Origin of the sequence: Ureibacillus sp. FSL W8-0352, from assembly GCF_038004345.1 — a bacterium.
Lineage (GTDB): Bacteria > Bacillota > Bacilli > Bacillales_A > Planococcaceae > Ureibacillus > Ureibacillus thermosphaericus.
Map to the genome: position 1 here is coordinate 3,165,071 of NZ_JBBOQT010000001.1, position 20,101 is coordinate 3,185,171.

The window sequence follows — 20,101 nt, forward strand, 5'->3', positions numbered from 1 at the left end:
AAATGGTTCTCTTTTTTTATTCCTAAAGAATAAAGGTTGAATAAAACTAATCGTTACTATAAGGATTTAAGTGGCAATAATATGTAAATGATACTAAAGCAATATATAATTAAATAGTGTATAATAATTTAGGTATTAACTGTAATGAAAAATGATAAAAGGAATGAGAATATGAAATTAAGAGAATCTCATAGAAAATACATATTGTTAGGAATGATTGGGTTCATTATCGTTGGTTTAATTACAGCCAATGTAATGGCAAAAAAACAAGATCAAGAGTTTATAAAAAATGAATTATTGTATGATCAGGTGCAACAAATGTATAATAGTGGGAATTATGAAGAAGCTTTGGTTTATATCAATGAATTATTAAAAACTCAACCTAATTCAGAGGCAGTAAACCACATGGGAGGATTAATATCTGCAATCAATAAGGAATACAGTAAGGCTGCAATATTATTACAAAAAACACTTGATATTAATCCGTATAAAGTAGAAGATCCTATATTTATGCTTCAATTAGGGGAAGTGTTTTATCAAGCAGAGCGTTATGAAGATGCAAAAGTTGTTTTAAATCTTTGTAAAGAGATGGGATGGGAACCAGAAGAATTACCAAAATACCAAGAAAAAGTTTCTGAATTGCTTACTTCAATTCAAAATCAATAGTAAGGTAGGTATACATATGACTTCGTTTTATGGAGAAGATCGACAAAAAAATATATTAGTAGATGAAGAAGAAAATCGAGTATCAAGGGCAAATATAGATAAATGGATATTTAGATTGTTACTTATTTTGATTGGTTTTATGCCTATAATTGTATTGGCTCACGTTAGAGAAGTAATTAGTCCTCAAGTATCCAATATTAGTCTTCTTTTTTCTGGAGCAAAAGGCGACATCTTTACTTATTATAAGTTTTTTTTAATTTTAATTATTACGATTGTTTCGGCCATTTTATTACTAATCAAATTATTTTTTATGAATGGTACAATTCGAAAAACTGTATTGAATTATATTTTGGGTCTATTTGCAATTTCAATTGTGATTTCAACAATATTTTCACCGAACATATCTATTGCTTTAACTGGACAATATAACAGAACTGATGGTGCGATTAGCTGGTTGTGCTATATTGCATTAATGTTTATTGCCATGAATATTAATCACCCAAAAAATGCAGTAAATAAAATTTTATATTCACTCTATCCTTTTGTGTTCATTAATTTATTTATCATTACGATGAACTTCACAGGTAATGACTTAATGCAAAAAGAATGGGTGCAAAGGATTGTTACTGTATTTTTACCAGAAGGAGCAGCACTTGCAGAAAATTCCCAATTAGTCGGTACGTTAAACCAATGGAACTATATGAGTGGTATGTTTGCTATAATGACAGTAATATTTTTGGTTGCCGCATTAGTTGGTGAGAATTGGTTATATAGTATAATCAATACAGTAGTTGCAGTGTTATCTATTGCTATAATGTTTATGTCAATATCGACTAGTGGATTTGTAACTGTTCTAATTCTATTTTTACCAATAGTTATTATCCTTTTTAGATTAGATAATAAATTAAAAGGTATTATAATACTAACTATATTTTTAGTATTATCAGGGGGAACACTTCATTTCCTATCTAAAGAAAATCCTAAAGTATGGGCTGAATCATTTGGTTTTCTTATAGATAAAAACCCATATGAAGAAGAATCAGCATCACAATCAACTACAAATTTTGAATTGATTAATAGAGTTTACGCATCAGATCGTACCTTCGAATTACCGGAGTTACCAGAGCGTGCAGTAGCAGCTGGTACTGGCCGCGTCTATATTTGGGAAAAAACTTTTGATTTATTAAAAGATCGACTTCTTTTAGGTTATGGCTTAGATTCGTTAATGTATAATTTTCCACATTATAATATTGATGCAAGAGCTGGGTTATTTGATGAAAATCAAATTGTTGATAAACCCCATAATATATTTGTAGGAATTTTATATGGTACAGGTTTAGTTGGATTTGTTTCGTTAATTCTAGTATTTGCAACAACCGTACTTTATTTAATTAAAGCTTTTATCAATAAAATTGATATCCAATATTTTGTACCTGGAATAGCATCGCTGGGTTACTTTATTCAGGGAATGTTTAATGATTCACTACCTGGTATATCTGGTGTTGCATGGATAATTTTAGGAATATTTGTAGGGCAAATACTAAATGAAAACAAAAAAGATATCAAAACAGAAAAAATATAAGAGAACTATATCAAAATAATAGTTTAACAATGAATAAGGACATTGAAGGGGAATTATAATAAATGTTTTTTTCTAGACTTTTTAGATTTTTAAAAAAATATGGCTTAATGACGTTTTTAAAAAAAATAATTGAAGAAGTAAAAGTCTTTTTTCAAAAAAGAAGGAATACTAAACTGCATACAAAAATTTTAAAAGACATTTTAAATGAAAATAGTGGGAAAGAGATTATTGTATTTCTTTCCCCTATTCCGTGGAATGTTCCTCTATTTCAACGTCCTCAGCATATAGCCCAAAATTTAGCTAGACAAGGTTATTTATATTTTTATTGTACGGATAGTGTTGAAGTTAATGGATTTAAAAAAATAGAAAATTCTTGTTATGTTACAAATCGTCAAGATATTGTTCTAAAAAATATAGAGAAATTTATTCTTCATACGTATTCTACTGATACAAGAAACTTAAAAAAAATAATAAAGCTAGCTAAAAATAGAAAATGTACTTTTTTATATGAATATATAGATGAACTGGATGAAGAATTAGTTGGTAAGATAAATAATTATACAATTAAAAAGCATAAGAACTTTTTAAAGGATGAGGAAAATACTATAGTTGTTGCTTCTGCTGATACTCTTTATCGGGAAGTATTGTCATACAGAACAAAAAAAATTGAACTTGTAACCAATGGCGTGGATTATAGTCATTTCAATATCCCATATAGCCATAATAATATTCCTATAGAAATAAAAGATGTTGTTAATAAGAAAAAACCGATTATTGGATATTTTGGAGCTTTTGCTTCTTGGTTTGATTACGAATTAATCATAAAATTAGCAATTAATAAGCCGGAATATGAAATACTGCTAATAGGCTGGAATTACGATAATTCAATATTGAATTATGGTTTCGAAAACTTTGAGAATGTAACCATAATTGGTCCAATTGACTATCAGTTTCTACCAGAGTATGCAGTACATTTTTCAATCTCCACAATTCCGTTTGTATTAAATCAAATTACAGAATCGACTTCACCGATAAAATTATTTGAATATATGGCTTTGGGAAAGCCGATAGTTACAACTAATCTAAAAGAATGCAGAAAGTATAAATCAGTATTAATTGCCGAGAATCATGATGATTTTATTAATAAATTAGATATTGCATTAAAACTAAGTACAGATAAAGATTATCAAAATATATTAGCAAAAGAAGCATTAGAAAATACTTGGGAGGCAAAGGCTAAGGCAATTCAGGATTTATTACATGCAACCGTATAATTCTTGCTAATAGTTGTAGGTTATTAAATAAAGAAAGTGAGTGTGTATTATATTTGCTAAGTTATATACAGAAGCACCGAAACTTAATTAAGCAATTAACTAAAAGAGAATTTGAAGCTAAATATAGAGGATCAGTGCTTGGAGTTTTATGGTCTTTCATTACACCTTTATTAATGTTAGCTGTTTATACATTTGTATTTTCAATTGTATTTAAAGCCAGATGGGGAGTAGAACAGAGCGATAATAAGTTCGAATTTGCAATGATAATATTTTCAGGTTTAATTATGTACAATATTTTTAGTGAAACAGTTAGCAAATCAACAATGGTAATAACTTCTAATGTAAACTATGTAAAAAAAGTGATATTTCCTTTAGAAATATTACCTTTCACTACTTTTTTGTCGTCTTTAATAAATGCGCTTATTAATATTTGCGTTCTATTAATTGGTATCCTACTGTTTATTACCAATTGGAATCCGGGAGGAATATTGATTTCATTGATATATTTTCTACCAATTAGTTTCTTTTCTTTAGGTTTTGCATATATTGTTGCTTCCATTGGTGTTTACATAAGAGATTTGGCTAACACTGTTGGTCTGATTTTAAATATATTATTTTATATAACACCTATTTTTTATCCAATTTCCCTTGTTCCAGAATTTATGCATCCAATAATGAATTTAAATCCATTAACATATATTGTTGAAGGTTTTAGAAATGCAATTTTTGCAAGTGAATTGCCAAATATGTTTAATTTTGCTCTATTCACTATAAGTGGATACATATTCATGATAATAAGTCTTATATTATTTCGGAAATTGAAAAGAGGATTTGCAGATGTCTTATAGTGATGTGGTAATACAAGTTAAGAATGTCACCAAAGAATATAAAATATATAAAAAACCTATTGATAAAATACTTTACAATCTTGCACCGAATTTTTTCCAAAATAAAGTCAGCAGCTTTACTGCATTAAATAATATTAATTTAAATATCACTAAAGGATCTACTGTTGGTATTGTAGGGAGAAACGGATCTGGTAAGAGTACGCTTTTACAAATTATTGCAGGTACATTAAGTCCTACTCATGGTGAAGTAATAATAAACGGAAGGGTATCTGCACTATTAGAGCTTGGGGCAGGGTTTAACCCTGAATTCACCGGACGAGAAAATGTATATTTAAATGGTGCAATACTTGGTCTTAGTAAGAAAGAAATTGATGAGAAATTTAACGAAATACATGAGTTTTCAGAAATAGGGGAATTTATTGATCGACCTGTAAAAACATATTCAAGTGGTATGTTTGTTAGACTTGCTTTTTCTGTTGCAGCGTTTGTTGATCCAGATATTATGATTATAGATGAAGCACTTTCAGTTGGCGATGAGAAATTTCAAAGAAAATGTTACAATTATTTAGAAAGTTTAAAAGAAAAAGGCTGCACTATATTATTCGTATCTCATTCAATGCGTGTTGTTGAACAATTATGTGATTATGCTTATCTTTTAGATAAATCTAAACTAATCGCAGAAGGTTCACCAAAAGAAATTATAGATAAATACCATTTGCTCCTTTATTCTCAAGAAAATGAATATCTACAAAATTTAAATCAAGAAGTAAAAAAACATAAAGAAAGCAGTAATAATAATGAATTAAAAGAAAATCAAAAAGATGTCTTTATTGAAAATGTTAAAATGTTTAATAACTTACAAGAGGAATCTTACGTATTTGATTCTGGGGAATTTAGTAAAATTACTTTAACAGTTTATTCTTCTATTGATGTTCAAGATATATTAGTTGGTATTAGAATTAAAAATACTGAAGGTATAGAAGTGTATGGTACAAGTACAATATATTTTAATATGAAAGTGAATTTTAAGAAAAATAAACAATACAAAATTTCTTTTACTCAAGACTTAAATTTGGTTGCTGGTACATATCATATTTCCGTAGCTATAGCAAAACAAGATGGGAAAAATGATATGATATATTTCGACAAATTATCTGACTTTCTAATATTTAAAGTGGAAGAAATTCCACTAAAAGGAACCGGTATTGCGAATTTAAATAGTACTATTGATATAATAGAAAGTTAATATTTTTTAAATCCGAGAACTAACTGAGAAAGTGTGATTCGAGTATGAAGAACAAAAACATTTTAATTGTTACAGAACATTTTTATATGGGTGGCTTAGAAACTCATATTTTATCTCATTGTGAAGTTCTAAATGGATTGGATAATAATTTATTTATCGCCACATCCAAAGACTCTGATATTTCTTTAATTCAAAAGTATATGAATCAATTTCATAAATCATAGTTTTTCTGAAGTATAGAGTACCCCTATACTAAAAACTTTGTTTTTTTTAAATTATGCAACTTGGTTTTGTTGCTGTAATAAAGCATTGATTCGATCAACTGCTAGTTTGCAGGTATTATAAATTAACGTCACCAGATTGAAATGCATTTTTGCTTTCTTTCCTGTACGATGACGGACATTGTTTAATTGAAAGTATTCCTTTAAATAAGCGTTAACGCGTTCGACTGCTGTACGTTCTTGATAAAGCTGTTTCCATCGTTCTGTCCCACGTGCTGGATAGGTAAATTTACGGATATCTATATCACATTTGATTTTGAAAACTTTTTGGCAAAGGGTGTCTTCTCGTAATGGGCAAGTTGCACATTCCTTTGGACGTGTGAATTTTAATGTATTGTACTTAGCGTCAAAGCTGTCATATTGGTAACGATGTTCACGCACACAGGTTGGACGAAAATGTTCATCGAATCCTATATATTCTCCTTCTCGACGAACGTTGTAAGGAATCACGACTCGCATGGACTGTGATACGGCTTGACGGTAAATAGGTTCAACATCATAACCAGCATCAAATATAGCTATTGTAAAATGACCGTTTCCTAAGTGATGAAGTTTTTTCAATAATGGAATCGCAGCTTTACAATCACTTAAATTACCTGAGGACATCAAACGAGTGATGATATATTGACTTTTCGTCGAAACAGCTAAATGTGCTTTATAACCAAACCAGAATGTATTTTTTCCTTTACTATTCTTTTTCACACCCCATTTTGGCTCAATCGGTACATCCTTCCAAAGGGTTTCTAATGGGATATCCAGCTGTTCTTTCAGTTCTTTTTCATAGGTTGATTGATTTCCTTTTTTCTCTACTTGTTCGGCTAACCAAACAGCTCGTTCAGCTTTAGTTTTACGACCACGTTTTTTAGGAGTTTTAGGTGCTTTCTTTTCTGATGGTGTGAAAGCATCACGAGCTTCAAAGTGACTCGCATCGATGGCGACATGTTCATCATTTAGAAAGCCTTCCAACATCGCTGTTTTGATGAGTGTATCGTTCATTTTATCTAGCACATCTGATTCACTAATGACTTGAATCATGCGTGAATAAGAGCTTTCAGATGGTACGACATCAGACACAAGGAATCCACAGTCGAAACGAAATAAAGGATCATGAACCAAACGTTTGACTAAATCCTTGATAGTTGGAATACGTTCGACAATACGTATAATCAGCGATTGAATCATTGCACCATAATTCAATTCACGTGGTGCACCTTTCAATGTCTTTTTAGAAAACAATTGAAATATAGGCTGAATGTCGATAGCACTAAAAATGGCTTCATAACGATGGGAACTTTCCATTTCTAATAATTGATGGATGTCAAAAAGAGAAATTTGTTTTACAATAGTCATAGGGTACTCACCTCTTTCGTATGGTTTGTTTGGTTACCTACCATTATAACGAAATTTGGGGAGGTACCCATTTTTTATTGTCTTGAATCCCTTGAAAATCAAGGGGTGAGAATTATGAAATTAACTCATATAAAGAAGAGTTTATTTATTGAAAACTTCTCTAGCACTATTGGTGCAGATGTTTTAGCACATTTTAAAGTCTTAAAAGATTTTGTATTGGAAAATGATATTAATTATATTCAAATTCATCCACATAAATCTGCAATTGTGGCTGCTGCAGTTGCTAATTATTTAAATATACCATTTTCTTATACTGCTCATGGCCCATTGAATTTTAGCCCAATATATGGAGAGATATATAGAAATTTAATCTTTGATACTATTTTACCATCTGCTCATAGAATATATGCTGTTTCTGAAGAAGTTCAGTCAATAATTAATATTAACAATGAATCTCTTGATGTAACAGTATTACCTAACATTGTACCGGTAAATAAAAATATTAATAATTATAATATCGATCGTAAGTTTGTTAGTATGATTTCTAGATTGGATAAAGATAAAATAAATGGCGTTTTTGAATGTATAAGGTTTTTCAGAGAATTTTTAAAAACTAATTTAGGATTTGGAAAAAAATTAATTATTATTGGTGATGGGGACTCTTATAATGATGTAAAAGAATTTACAAAAGATGATGAATTTATTGAAATGGTAGGATATTCTGATGAAGTAGATAAGTTCATTAAGGATTCATACTTTGTTTGTGGTATGGGAAGAGTAGCTCTAGAATCAATGGCACAAAATGTTCCTGTTCTATTAGTAGGATATGATGGGTTAAAGGGTTTTATTAATGTTGATAATGTTGAAAATTTAGCACGTTCTAATTTTTCTGGGAGAAATGCTAAAACCATTAATTATAAAGAAATTATTTCGCAGATTTGTAAAATGAATAATCACAATGAAGACTTCTGTTTACAAAGATGGGTTATTGATAATAGAAGTTCTAAAATACTAAAAAATGAATATTTAAATTTAGTACTAAACAGTAATAAAAAAATGCAAGTTAATAAATGGAGCGAAAATTTTCTTAATATTTGTAAGGGCTTAATTAATGATGATATATTAGTATCTTACAATATTGTATATTTTTTAGATTTATTCAATATTAACAAAAACGATAAATTATTATTTTACTTAACTAATGAATTGAATAGGGTAAAAGAGGAAAAAGAAAGACAAGCCATTGAGTTAGGAATGGTTAGACAGAGTTTACATGAAATATCAATAAAAAATTCCGAAGTAGAGCTCAAATATAGTGATTTAATTGATAAAATCAATGAATTGTCAAATGATATCAGTAATAGAGAACTAAAACTAATTGAAAAAGTGGATGAGTTACTTAATCTTCCAAACAAGAAACAAGAAATTGATACATTATATGAAAATCTAAATCAATATAAAGCTGAAATAGATCAGCTTCATGTAAATCTAAATCAATTAAACCAACAGATAGCAACAAATGATATAACTTTTAATAAGTTATCGCAAAAAATCTATGACTTACATGGCTCAAAATATTTTAAACTAGTCAATTTATTGAAACGCATATATATACATTTGTATAAAGGAAATGTAAGTGAAAAGAAAGAGTTTATTAATTGGTTTTATAATAAACTGTTAAGGAAACCGTATGTATCAAAAAATAAAATCGCTCACCCATTAGATGAACTAATCACAATCATAGAACATAGAAATAGTTTATCATCAAATGAATTGTATGAGCGCCATCCTGAGCCTGAAGTTGAAAATTTTGAATCTATATATAATAAAAAATATTTGTATTATGAAAATTATTTAAAACAACCGAATGATGACTATACGATAAAAATAAAAGATATATTGAAAAGTAAAAAGTTTAAAGGAATTGTAGTGTATCCACCGGCAGTTCATTGGGAGCCAATTCAACGACCACAACAATTTTTAAGAGAATTCGCAAAAAAAGGATACTTATGTTTTTTCTGTGATTCTAATATTAATGGGGATTCTTTCATTAAAGAATATGAAAATAACTTATTCATTATTAATAATGAAGCGGCATTACTATCAGTACTAAAAAATAAGTTCTGTATTGTATTATGTACTTGGCAAGGCCAAAAAGCTTTTATAGATCATTTACCACATAAATTATTATGGTATGATTTGCTAGATAAATTAGAATTCTTCAGTGATACGGATAATAAAGCAATTGAAGCACATAATGAAATGGTACAAAATGCTGACATAGTCACATATTCAGCTGAGAAGTTATATAAATATGTAGAAATTAGAAAAGATGCGGTTCTATTACCAAATGCTACTAATTTTGAGGACTTTAAGGATTTAAATAACAATACTTTAATCAGAAATGAATTGTTAGATAAAAAATATTCAAATGTGATAGGTTATTTTGGTGCAATTGAAGAATGGTTTGACGCTGAGATTATAAATAAATTAGCAGAAAGAAATAAGGATTGGTTATTTGTTATTATTGGAAGTGTTTCTCCTGATATACATTTTAACAATATTGACAATATACGTTTATTAGGCAGAGTAGACTATAGTAAATTAGTTGATTACGCTTCTTTATTTGATGTTGCATTAATTCCTTTTAAAGTTAATGAATTAACAGATTGTGTATCCCCTGTTAAATATTTTGAATATAGAGCATTAGGATTGCCAGTAGTTTCTACTCCGATTCATGAAATGAAAAGATATAAAGATGATTACGGTGTATATTTAGCTGCAGATTATTTGGAATTTGAAAATTCTATAAAAGAAGCTCTAGCTTTAGACAAACAAGAATTAAAAAATAATTCAAAAAGATTTGCTTTAAACAATCAATGGAAGAATAGAGTTGATTTAGTTGAAGAAAGAATTAATAATAGTATCACAAATTTAAGAGTGTTTGCTAATTATAATATGACAAATCATGTTGCTGTAATGACCGGTACATTCCTAGGATTAGATGGGGATAGTTTCTATTCTGGTGGAGCAGAAAGATATCTAATTGACCTAAATGAAATTGTAAATTCAATTGGATTTGAATTAATCATTTATCAATATGGAACTTTCCCTTGGACTAGGAAATTTAAAAATATAGAAGTTAGATCATTAGCACGTGGAGAGAAAGAAATAACTGAATTGTCGATTGAAAATGTTAAAAACTATAATCGTGTTTTTTATGATGAAGAAAATGGTATAGCTTTATTGAATATTTATTCTGCATTTTTTGAAGCTTGGCCAAATGTTGCTAGACCAAGTATTGGAATTAGCCATGGTGTTGCATGGGATTCTCCAATAAATGAGAATTTGTCTGCTTTAACATTTTGGGAACAAAATAGAAAAATAATAGAATCCGCATCCTTGGTTGATAAAATGGTTTCAGTTGATACAAATACGGCTAATTGGTTCCAGACAATTGACTTTAAGTTAGGAAACAAAATGGAGTATATACCAAACTATGTAGATACCGATGAATTTAAACCTGTCAAAAAAGATAGTGATAGAATTGTTATAATGTATCCTCGTAGATTATATGGTGCCCGAGGTCTGTATTTGGTGTTAGATATAATTGATGATATCCTTAAAAAATATAAAAATGTAGATTTTTATTTTGTTGGAAAAGGGTTTGAAGAAGACACGAGACATGTTGAGAAAAAGATAAAAAATTGGAAAGAAAGAATTAAATGGTATTCTTTAGATCCATCAGAAATGCACAAAGCATATGAAGTTGCAGATATAGTTTTAATACCAACATTGCACAGTGAAGGGACTAGCCTTTCTTGTTTAGAAGCTATGTCTTCAGGAAATGCTATCATCGCTACAAGGATTGGTGGATTAACAGATCTTGTAATTAATAATTTTAATGGCTTGTTGATTGAACCAAATAGTAATGCGTTGAAAAATAGTATTGAATATTTATTGGAAAATCCTGATAAATTAAAATCAATAAAAGAAAATGCTATACAAGTTTCAAAAGTATTTTCTAAATCACAATGGGATAAAAAATGGTCATCTCTTATTCAAACTTATATTGATAAAACAAAGATTAAGGAATCGAGTATTGTGACTAAAACTCTACATGTTTATGTTGATGACAATTTGGATTTAAATCGATTTGTAAATATCATAAAAGAGTATCTAGTGAATGGATACAATGTTATGGTATTTATGAAAAAAATCATAAATAATAGAAAAATGTTCAGCTTTGGAAGATTGCAGTTTTTAACTTTTGAAGAAGATATCTTTGATCCCGGGGATTATATTATCGCATCCACTAAACTGCAAAAAATTATGCAAGATAAAAAATATAAAGTAGATAAGTTTATTTAATTTTTATAAATAATTTATACATCCTTCTAATCATAATTTGACGTATACAAATTATGGTTAGAAGGATTCTGTGTGATTTGCTATTTATATTTTTAGGAATGCAACAGATTTTGTATTCCAGATGTTCCTATAATTATAGACATTGCGACTACTTTCTTACTGTTAGTTATTATATATAATTATTTTAACAATATTGCTGATTTAGCGATGTTGGCAAATCTATTTTTTAATTCATTATAAAATAAAGAATTTCAAAAAACATATCACTTCATATAGGTATTATTTTATTGAGAGGAGCACGAATTTTATTGTTAACAAGAGATGCATATTTTGATAACATTAAGTTTATTCTGATTACTTTAGTTGTTATAGGTCATCTAATAATGCCTCTTAGTTTAGGACAAACTGTACGTGCAATTGTGCTTACAATTTATGCATTCCACATGCCTCTTTTTATTTTTATATCCGGATATTTTTCGAAAAATTATAAATCGAAAGATTATGGAAAAAAGATTTTTACTAATTTGATAATTCCCTATCTAATTTTTGAAACATTGTATTCACTATTCGATTATCTTTTAATTAATACTAATAGTATAGTTTTTTCGTATTTTACCCCATATTGGATAATGTGGTATCTTTTCAGTATGATAATATGGAAATTGATATTACCGTATGTTGCAAACTTGAAAAAAAGTATAGCATTATTAATCTCTTTCACATTTTCGATACTAATAGGTTATGCTGAAGATGCAGGGTACTACGCTAGTATCTCGCGAACAATAGCATTTTTCCCTTTTTTCTTAATGGGATTTTATTTTAAAAAGGAATATTTAAATTATTTTAGAAGCAGGAAATATAAAATTTCTTCAGTAGTGATAATTTGTTTAATATTTTATTTGTTCTATGGATACGCTTCTACTTTAAAGACTGAATTTCTATTTCATGCAGTTCCATATTCCGTACTTGAGTATTCTGGTATTTATGGAGCGATTTATCGAATTATTAGTTTTATTTTTGCAATAATATTAGGGATGTGTGTAATGATAATAGTTCCTAAAAAACAAATTCCAATTTTATCTAAATTGGGTAGAAACACAATTTATGCATATCTGTTACACGGATTTATAATTTCTTATATATATGCAAACTCTTCTTCATTCTATCCTTATTTTGATACAGATTTAAAAAAAATTGGATTAATATTAATAGGTTGTTTAATCGCAATAATATTATCAACAGATATTGTAAAACTGTTATTTAAGTGGATTATAGAACCACGTTTTGATTTTATAAAGAATTTTAGGGGATAAAAATTGGGATGAGGAGATTCAAAATTAATCTCTTAATGATTTAAACTGGAGTGTAATATAAATAATGAATAAACAAAAAATTTGTGGCTTATTAATTTTTCTTATATCTCCTCTAATAGGAGTCGTATTACTTGAGTTATTCCTGAGGAAGGAACTTCAATTAACTTTCACATGGATAATGGGGAATATTGGAATATTTATTATTTCAACATTGATCTTCTTTGTAATTGAATGCTTTTTATTGTCCATTATTAACAACTATTATTTTTCTATTTTATTAAGCTATGCATTTTTCTTTACTTTTGCTGTTATTAACTATTACAAATTAAATATCATCAATGAACCACTACTTCCATGGGATTTATATTTTTTTAATCAAGTAGTAGATTTACTGCCTGTATTATATAATAATTTAAATATTGCATTTGCAATATTTTCCTTGTTAATTATTGCAATATTAACTTATTTAATATTAAAGTATGCAAAGGTATCGGTACTTAAATGGAAAGGTAAACTATCAATCTTAGTTATTTCATTAATCATATTAACTATGTTTATTAATTATCCTAAAAACTTTATTAATACGTTTGTTACTAAAAGTGGTGCTTCATTAATCAGCTGGGATCAAAAAACAAATCAAATCAACAATGGTTTTATTGTAGGCTTTTTAATTAATATTCCAAGTTTGTATATTAAAGAGCCAAAAAATTATACTTATGAAAATGTGATGAACTATATAAACGAAATAAACTATAGTAGTAATAATACATATGAAATAAGTGGAAAAAATCCTAATATTGTTGTAATAATGAGCGAGGCTTTTTGGGAATTGAAAAATCTCGGACTAAATTCAATAAATCCAACTGTAGATAGATTCAAGATTGGAAATATTGTTTCACCAACATTTGGAGGTGGAACTGCAAATGTTGAATTTGAAGTATTAACAGGTTTTTCTATGAATCATTTACCAGGTGGATCTATACCATACCAACAATATATATCAAAAGATATCCCTTCTTTGGCAACAGTATTAAAAGAAAAGGGATATAACGCAACTGCAATACATACTTACTATAAGTACTTTTGGAATCGGGATGAAGTGTACCAACATTTGGGGTTCGAAAAATTTATTGGTTTAGATGATTTAAAAAATCCAAAATACTATGGGGATTATTATGTTGATGATTATGAAATTAATAGTTTAATATTAGATGAAATCAAAAAAAAATGAAAAGCCTACTTTTATATACGCTGTAACAATGCAAAATCATGGACCTTATTTAGATACAAGGTACGGTGATAATACAGAGAAAATAGTAGATTCATATTCATCTGAAACTAATCAAATTTTAAATACATATGGTACTGGAATTATCCATTCAGATAATGCTTTACATTCTTTGTTCGATACATTAGGCTCATTGAAAGAACCCACATTGGTAGTGTTTTTTGGAGACCATCTTCCTGCCTTAGGCAATGTATATAATGAACTGAATTATAAAAGTAATAATTTTTTAGAACAAGAATTGAATATGAAAAAAACACCATTAGTTGTATGGAATAATTTTGACAAAGAAATAGACGAAATCGGTGCAATAAGTTCGAGTTTCTTAGCACCTAAAATTATGGAATGGGCGGAATTAGATTCTCCAAGTTATTATAGTTTTTTAAGTAACTTTTCTAAATTATTACCAGGATATACCTCAGTTGTGAAATTAAGTGGTGAAGGGGATTTGTTTACTGAAACACCCAAAGAATTAAGTGAGAAAGAATATATATCAATTAATTCAATATGACTTATTATTTGGTAAACAATATTCAAAAGATGTAATTTTAAATGAATCTACTTCGCATCACTTGTCAAGTAACTATCATTAAAATGAGAGAAATTAATCAATACCCATTTAACTTATATGGAGGTAAATAAATTGCAGGCAAAAGTTTTGCTATGCCAAAATAGTGCCTTCATTGCAAATCGATTACCCCGAGCTGCAAGAGCATTAAAACAGGCAGGTTATGATGTTGAAATATTGAATTGGGATCGTGGGATCAATTCAGAAGTAATTCAAATGGCTATTCAACAATTTGCTAAAGAAGGAATAAAAGTTCACACGATTTATTGTGGTGTGACTCCATATGGTAAAGGAATATTGACTGCTTTCCAAAAACTAAAATTCGCCATAAAGGTAATTAAGTTTTTATTAAAAAACGGGAATAACTATAATATCGTTCATGCAATTGATTTTGATTTAGGATTTCCTGTTTTCTTAGCAAAAAAAATAAAGCGAAATCTATCGTTTAAGTTTATTTATGATATTGCGGATTTTGTAGAAACATTCCATAGCCCCATACCAAAGATAGTTCGAAATCAAATTACAAGAGTAAGCCAATTAATTATGAAGTTTTGTGATTTAATTATCATACCAGATGAAAATCGATTCATTAATATTCCTAATGAATTGCATCCGAAAACATTTGTAATTAATAATACAATAGATCCCCCTAAAGAGATTAAGGAGTATCCTATTCAAAAATCTGAGGAGAAAATTAATATTTTATATTATGGTGCATTAAGTAAAGACCGCGGCATAGATTTGTTATTACAATTAACATCATTAGACAATGTATGTATTTGGATTGCTGGAAAAGGAGAATTACAGGAAGAGATTACGCTTTATGCTGAAAAACTTGATAATGTATATTTCTTGGGATATCTCGAATTTCCTCAAGTGCTTTCCGTTGTACAACAAATTGATTTGATATACATGGTCTATGATCCAGCTTATCAACATAATCAAATTGCTTCTCCAAATAAATTATTTGAAGCACTTTATAGCGGGAAACCGTGTATTGTTGCAAATGGAACGTCTATAGATAAATTAGTTGAAAAAGAAAATATCGGATATGTGGTTGAATATAACGAAACAGATTTGAAAAATACTGTTATGAAATTAAATAAGAAGGATTTAATGAAAAAAGGATTAAATGCAAAAGCACTCTACCCTCAATATAGTTGGGAAAAGACCAAAAAGAACTTAATTGAGCTATATCAAAATCTTCATAATGGTGATTAAATAATGGACCAACCTTTAGTTTCAATAATTACACCTACTTACAATAGTTCGAAATTTATTATTCAAACCGTACAGTCTGTTTTGAACCAAACTTTTGATAACTTTGAACACATAATAGTAGATGATTGCTCTACAGATAATACTTGGGACATATTGTTAGAGTTACAAAAGAAAGATTCTCGTATAAAAATTGAACGAATGAAGGAAAATTCGAAAGCGGCTTTAACTCGAAATCATGGTATTAAATTAGCAAAAGGAAAATATATAGCTTTTCTTGATAGCGATGATTTATGGGAACCAAACAAATTAGAAATTCAGGTTCAGTTTATGCAAAACACACAATGTGCCTTTTCCTTTTCTAATTATCGAATGATTGATGAAGATGGAAAAGATTTAAATAGACTTGTTAAGTGCCCAAAAGTCATTAGTTATAAAGATTTATTAAAAAATACGACAATTGGTTGTTTGACGGTAATGCTAGATACTGAAAAATTAGGAAAACCCATTATGCCCAATTTACAACCAGAGGACACAGCACTATGGTTGAAAATTTTAAGAAATGGTGAAAAGGCTTATTGCATACAAGAAGTATTAGCTAGTTACCGAATCGTAAAAAACTCAGCATCTAGTAATAAAATTAAAGTTGCCAAAAAAATGTGGAAAGTTTATAGGGAATCAGAAAATCTAAGTTTTATTCCTTCTTTATGGAATTTTTCACATTATGCTTGGAATGCGGTAAAAAAACATTATTTATAGAGACAATATGTTAGTATTGATTTTTCCATCTAAAAAAGTTTAAATTTTATGTTACAATAACCCTAGTAGTAGCCAAAATTACTAGGGGGTTTTTTTTTGTCTAGTGTAACGAATCAGCGAAGTCAAAAACTGATTTTAATATTTATAGATTTAGCATTTATTTTTTTATCATATATATTAGCTTTCCGCATTCGTTTTGAGAATATTGAACACCGAAACTGGGATGCATTTCTTTCTTTATCTCCTTGGATACTATTAATTGGATTGTTTTTTGTTACAATGTACGAATTGTATACTGTTGATCGAAAAAGTAAATGGGATATAGTTCGTCATGTGATTATTGCTTCTACTTTAATGATGCTAATAACAATGGCTGCCTCATTCTTATTTCGTGAATTTGCCTTGCCACGATCTGTTATATTAATAGCTTATATTTTTATTAATATATTTTTAATATGTTGCAAACTTGTAATAATGCAACTATTGTCCATAAAATCTGGTATTGTATTTTTTGTAGGGGATATTGAGGAAAAACAAAAGATTGTCGAACAATTAAAATTTCAATTTGGAAAGAGAATGAAAGTCAAATATTCTTCGAGTGAAGAATCATTGGACCGCATTTATCAAACGCTACAATATGTTGATTACGTAATTATCGGTTCTAATATTTCCAGTGAAGTAAAATCGAAAATTATTTTTGAATCTGTAAAAAATCAAAAAATTGTTTATGTTATTCCAGATTTTTATGATCTATTACTATCTCAATCGATTATTACTACTATTGATGATACAATGGCAATGGCTGTAAAACCGTTTGGATTATCGTTAGGACAACAATTAGTTAAACGGCTATACGATATTGTTGCTTCATTTATAGCATTAGTTGTATTATCTCCCCTATTTTTATTAATCAGTATTATTATAAAATTAGATGACCCAACTGGAAGTATTTTATATAAGCAAAAGAGGTTAGGGAAATACAATAAAGAATTCACGATTTATAAGTTTCGCTCCATGGTAGAAGGTGCTGAAAAGAATACAGGACCAATTTTAGCAGGAGAAAATGATCCTAGAATTACAAGAGTCGGTCATTTTATTCGTCGAACAAGAATAGATGAACTACCTCAGTTATTTAATGTATTGAAGGGGGACATGTCTATTGTTGGACCTCGCCCTGAGAGAGCTTACTTTACCGAACAATTCGAGAAGGATTTAAAATATTACTCATATAGGAATACAGTAAAACCGGGGATAACTGGTTATGCCCAAATTATGGGCAAATATACAACGAGTGTGGACGATAAATTGCGATTTGATTTATTCTATATTCGAAACTATTCTTTTTTACTTGATATGATTATTCAGTTTAGAACATTAATTGTACTATTTGATAAATCAAAATCTGAAGGTAGGAAAGAAAGAGAGAATATAGAACCGAAAAAACAGCGTTCTTTACATTATTAAAGTTTATCGATCACAATAATTTAAAGACATAAATTGAAAAAAACTTGAATCAAAAGTGAGCAGATAAATGAAAAAACAAAAACAATGAATGTTTAGCAGTGGAAGGGGGCGTCTGAAAAGTCAATTTTGAGACGCCTCCTTTGCGAGGAGGATGGTGACATTTTGATGTGACCACCGCAGGAGCAAAGTTTTTAAGAGAATATTACTATAAGAATTAGGCTGCTCAGAAAGTTATCGACTTTCTGAACAGCCTCTTTCATATATTTGTTCTTATAATTTGTGAGGGTTCAAATGCTCTAACGAAAGGTTCACCACGTTATATAGTTCTTTTTAGAAGAGAGTCTTTGTTAAAAAGTCTCAATGTATCGTAAGTAGTAAAGGAAAATGAATCGTTAATTTTCTTTTTCATACATTCCCAAGCAATTACTAACATATTGAGGGAGATGTTTTAAAGTTAATTTTCTTTTTACTGAGAAGAATTCAATAACTTAAGCATTTTCTTTTTATAAGCTTCCACTCCAGGTTGGTCGAAAGGATTTACTTCTAATAACTTCGCACTTATGGCACATGCTTTCATAAAGAAGTACATTAAATAGCCTAAATGATAGGCATCAAGTTTTGTCATTTCTAGTTGTATGACTGGTACTCCACCTTCTACATGAGCGAGGGCTGTGCCTTGTTTTGATGTTGCATTGATTTCGTTAAAGGAGCGGCCTGCTAAATAATTTAATCCATCTTCATTCCGTTCGTCATAAGGCACGATGTAATCGCCTTCAATATCATGGAAATGAAGAAGCGTTTCAAACAAGATTGGGCTTCCCTCTTGAATGAATTGTCCGATTGCATGTAAATCCGTAGAGTAAGTAACACATGTTGGGAACAATCCTTTTCTTTCTTTTCCTTCACTTTCACCAAACAGCTGCATCCACCATTCATGGAATTTCTTTAATGACGGTTCAAAGGAGGCTAGCAATTCCACGCTATATCCTTCGTTGTAGAGCATATTTCGCATGACAGCATATTGGTAAGCATGGTTATTTGCTAAATCAGGATCTTTTAATTCACATGCTGCTTTTTTAGCCCCTTCCATAATTTGTCCAATTTCAATACCTGCAATGGCAAGAGGAAACAGTCCTACAGGGGTTAACACCGAATAGCGAAGACCAATATTAGGAGGAATCTCGAAACGGCGATATCCAGCTAAATCGGCTGTTTTCTTTAACAGTCCTTTTTCAGGATCCGTTGTGATAATAATTCGATGAACTGCCTCTTCACCGTAACGTTCTTCCATATACTGGCGTAATACTCGCAAGGCAAGTGCAGGTTCCATTGTTCCTCCAGATTTCGAAATGACATTGATGTATACTTCTTTATCAGAAAGATATGTAAGAATTTGTTTCATATAGGCACCGCTCATATGATGCCCAACATATATTACCTCAATTCCATTTTTATGTATGCCAAAATAAGGAGTTAACGCATCTTGCACCGCTCGGGCACCTAAAAATGATCCGCCAATCCCTATAACAACTAAAACATCTGCTTTTGCACAGATTTCGTTTTTCAAATTTTGTATTTGTTTGAAAAGTTCATCTTGATTTTGTAAAGGATAGTCGATCCATCCCGTCATATCACTGGAATTTTCCAGTAGAAAGTGGATTTTTTCAACCCAATCTTTATATTTACCAATGTTATAGTCTTCTAACGTACAGTTTAAAAAAGTTGTTTGTATTAAATGAGTGGCCAATTTTATTGCCTCATTTCTTTATTTATTCGTTATCTATTATGACATAGAAGGGATTAAACGAAAATGTTTTTTAGAGGAAGCAATAGAAATACCTTCTTTTAAGGTTATTGTTCAAAGATTTGTTTAATT

The 20,101-nt window shown here is 29.3% G+C and carries 14 protein-coding genes; 12 read left to right on the forward strand and 2 right to left on the reverse strand.

Annotated features, from left to right (window positions below; genetic code table 11):
• The first annotated feature begins 171 nt into the window (after nt 1-171).
• The 5 genes from NST98_RS15925 to NST98_RS15945 all read left to right on the forward strand — a co-directional run bounded on the left by NST98_RS15925 (nt 172) and on the right by NST98_RS15945 (nt 5,616).
• Nucleotides 172-666: a tetratricopeptide repeat protein gene (locus tag NST98_RS15925; RefSeq protein ID WP_340715527.1), complete on the forward strand. Its 495-nt coding sequence runs from the start codon at nt 172-174 to the stop codon at nt 664-666.
• A gap of 16 nt (nt 667-682) precedes the next feature.
• Nucleotides 683-2,248: an O-antigen ligase family protein gene (locus NST98_RS15930; protein ID WP_340715528.1), complete on the forward strand. Its 1,566-nt coding sequence runs from the start codon at nt 683-685 to the stop codon at nt 2,246-2,248.
• Between the two features lie 107 nt (nt 2,249-2,355).
• On the forward strand, nt 2,356-3,522 hold the full coding sequence (locus tag NST98_RS15935) for a glycosyltransferase (RefSeq protein WP_340715529.1): 1,167 nt from the start codon (nt 2,356-2,358) through the stop codon (nt 3,520-3,522).
• 53 nt (nt 3,523-3,575) lie between these two features.
• Nucleotides 3,576-4,370 carry an ABC transporter permease gene (locus NST98_RS15940; protein ID WP_340715530.1) on the forward strand — a complete coding sequence of 265 codons (795 nt, stop codon included), beginning with the start codon at nt 3,576-3,578 and terminating at the stop codon, nt 4,368-4,370.
• A complete protein-coding gene (locus tag NST98_RS15945; protein WP_168412859.1) occupies nt 4,360-5,616 on the forward strand; it encodes an ABC transporter ATP-binding protein in 1,257 nt (418 codons plus the stop codon). The genes NST98_RS15940 and NST98_RS15945 overlap by 11 nt, the downstream gene beginning before the upstream one ends.
• A gap of 275 nt (nt 5,617-5,891) precedes the next feature.
• Here NST98_RS15945 and NST98_RS15950 read toward each other — a convergent pair whose 3' ends face one another.
• Entirely contained in the window at nt 5,892-7,247 is a 1,356-nt protein-coding gene (locus tag NST98_RS15950) for a transposase (protein WP_340714611.1), read from the reverse strand.
• A gap of 114 nt (nt 7,248-7,361) precedes the next feature.
• Here NST98_RS15950 and NST98_RS15955 point away from each other — a divergent pair, with 114 nt between their 5' ends.
• The 7 genes from NST98_RS15955 to NST98_RS15985 all read left to right on the forward strand — a co-directional run bounded on the left by NST98_RS15955 (nt 7,362) and on the right by NST98_RS15985 (nt 18,225).
• Entirely contained in the window at nt 7,362-11,618 is a 4,257-nt protein-coding gene (locus tag NST98_RS15955; RefSeq protein WP_340715531.1) for a glycosyltransferase, read from the forward strand.
• 308 nt (nt 11,619-11,926) lie between these two features.
• Entirely contained in the window at nt 11,927-12,931 is a 1,005-nt protein-coding gene (locus NST98_RS15960; RefSeq protein WP_340715532.1) for an acyltransferase family protein, read from the forward strand.
• Nucleotides 12,932-12,995: 64 nt separating this feature from the next.
• Complete coding sequence (locus NST98_RS15965) at nt 12,996-14,162, forward strand: LTA synthase family protein (RefSeq protein WP_340715533.1); 1,167 nt, start codon at nt 12,996-12,998, stop codon at nt 14,160-14,162.
• A complete protein-coding gene (locus NST98_RS15970; protein WP_340715534.1) occupies nt 14,143-14,727 on the forward strand; it encodes a sulfatase-like hydrolase/transferase in 585 nt (194 codons plus the stop codon). The genes NST98_RS15965 and NST98_RS15970 overlap by 20 nt, the downstream gene beginning before the upstream one ends.
• A 132-nt stretch (nt 14,728-14,859) precedes the next feature.
• A complete protein-coding gene (locus tag NST98_RS15975) occupies nt 14,860-16,005 on the forward strand; it encodes a glycosyltransferase (protein WP_340715535.1) in 1,146 nt (381 codons plus the stop codon).
• Between the two features lie 3 nt (nt 16,006-16,008).
• Complete coding sequence (locus NST98_RS15980) at nt 16,009-16,761, forward strand: glycosyltransferase family 2 protein (protein ID WP_340715536.1); 753 nt, start codon at nt 16,009-16,011, stop codon at nt 16,759-16,761.
• 96 nt (nt 16,762-16,857) lie between these two features.
• Nucleotides 16,858-18,225, forward strand: coding sequence for a sugar transferase (locus NST98_RS15985; protein ID WP_340715537.1), 1,368 nt, complete (start codon nt 16,858-16,860; stop codon nt 18,223-18,225).
• 466 nt (nt 18,226-18,691) lie between these two features.
• Here the strand turns inward: NST98_RS15985 and NST98_RS15990 are convergent, their stop codons facing one another.
• Nucleotides 18,692-19,972, reverse strand: coding sequence for a glucose-6-phosphate isomerase (locus NST98_RS15990; RefSeq protein WP_340715538.1), 1,281 nt, complete (start codon nt 19,970-19,972; stop codon nt 18,692-18,694).
• Between the last annotated feature and the right edge of the window lie 129 nt (nt 19,973-20,101).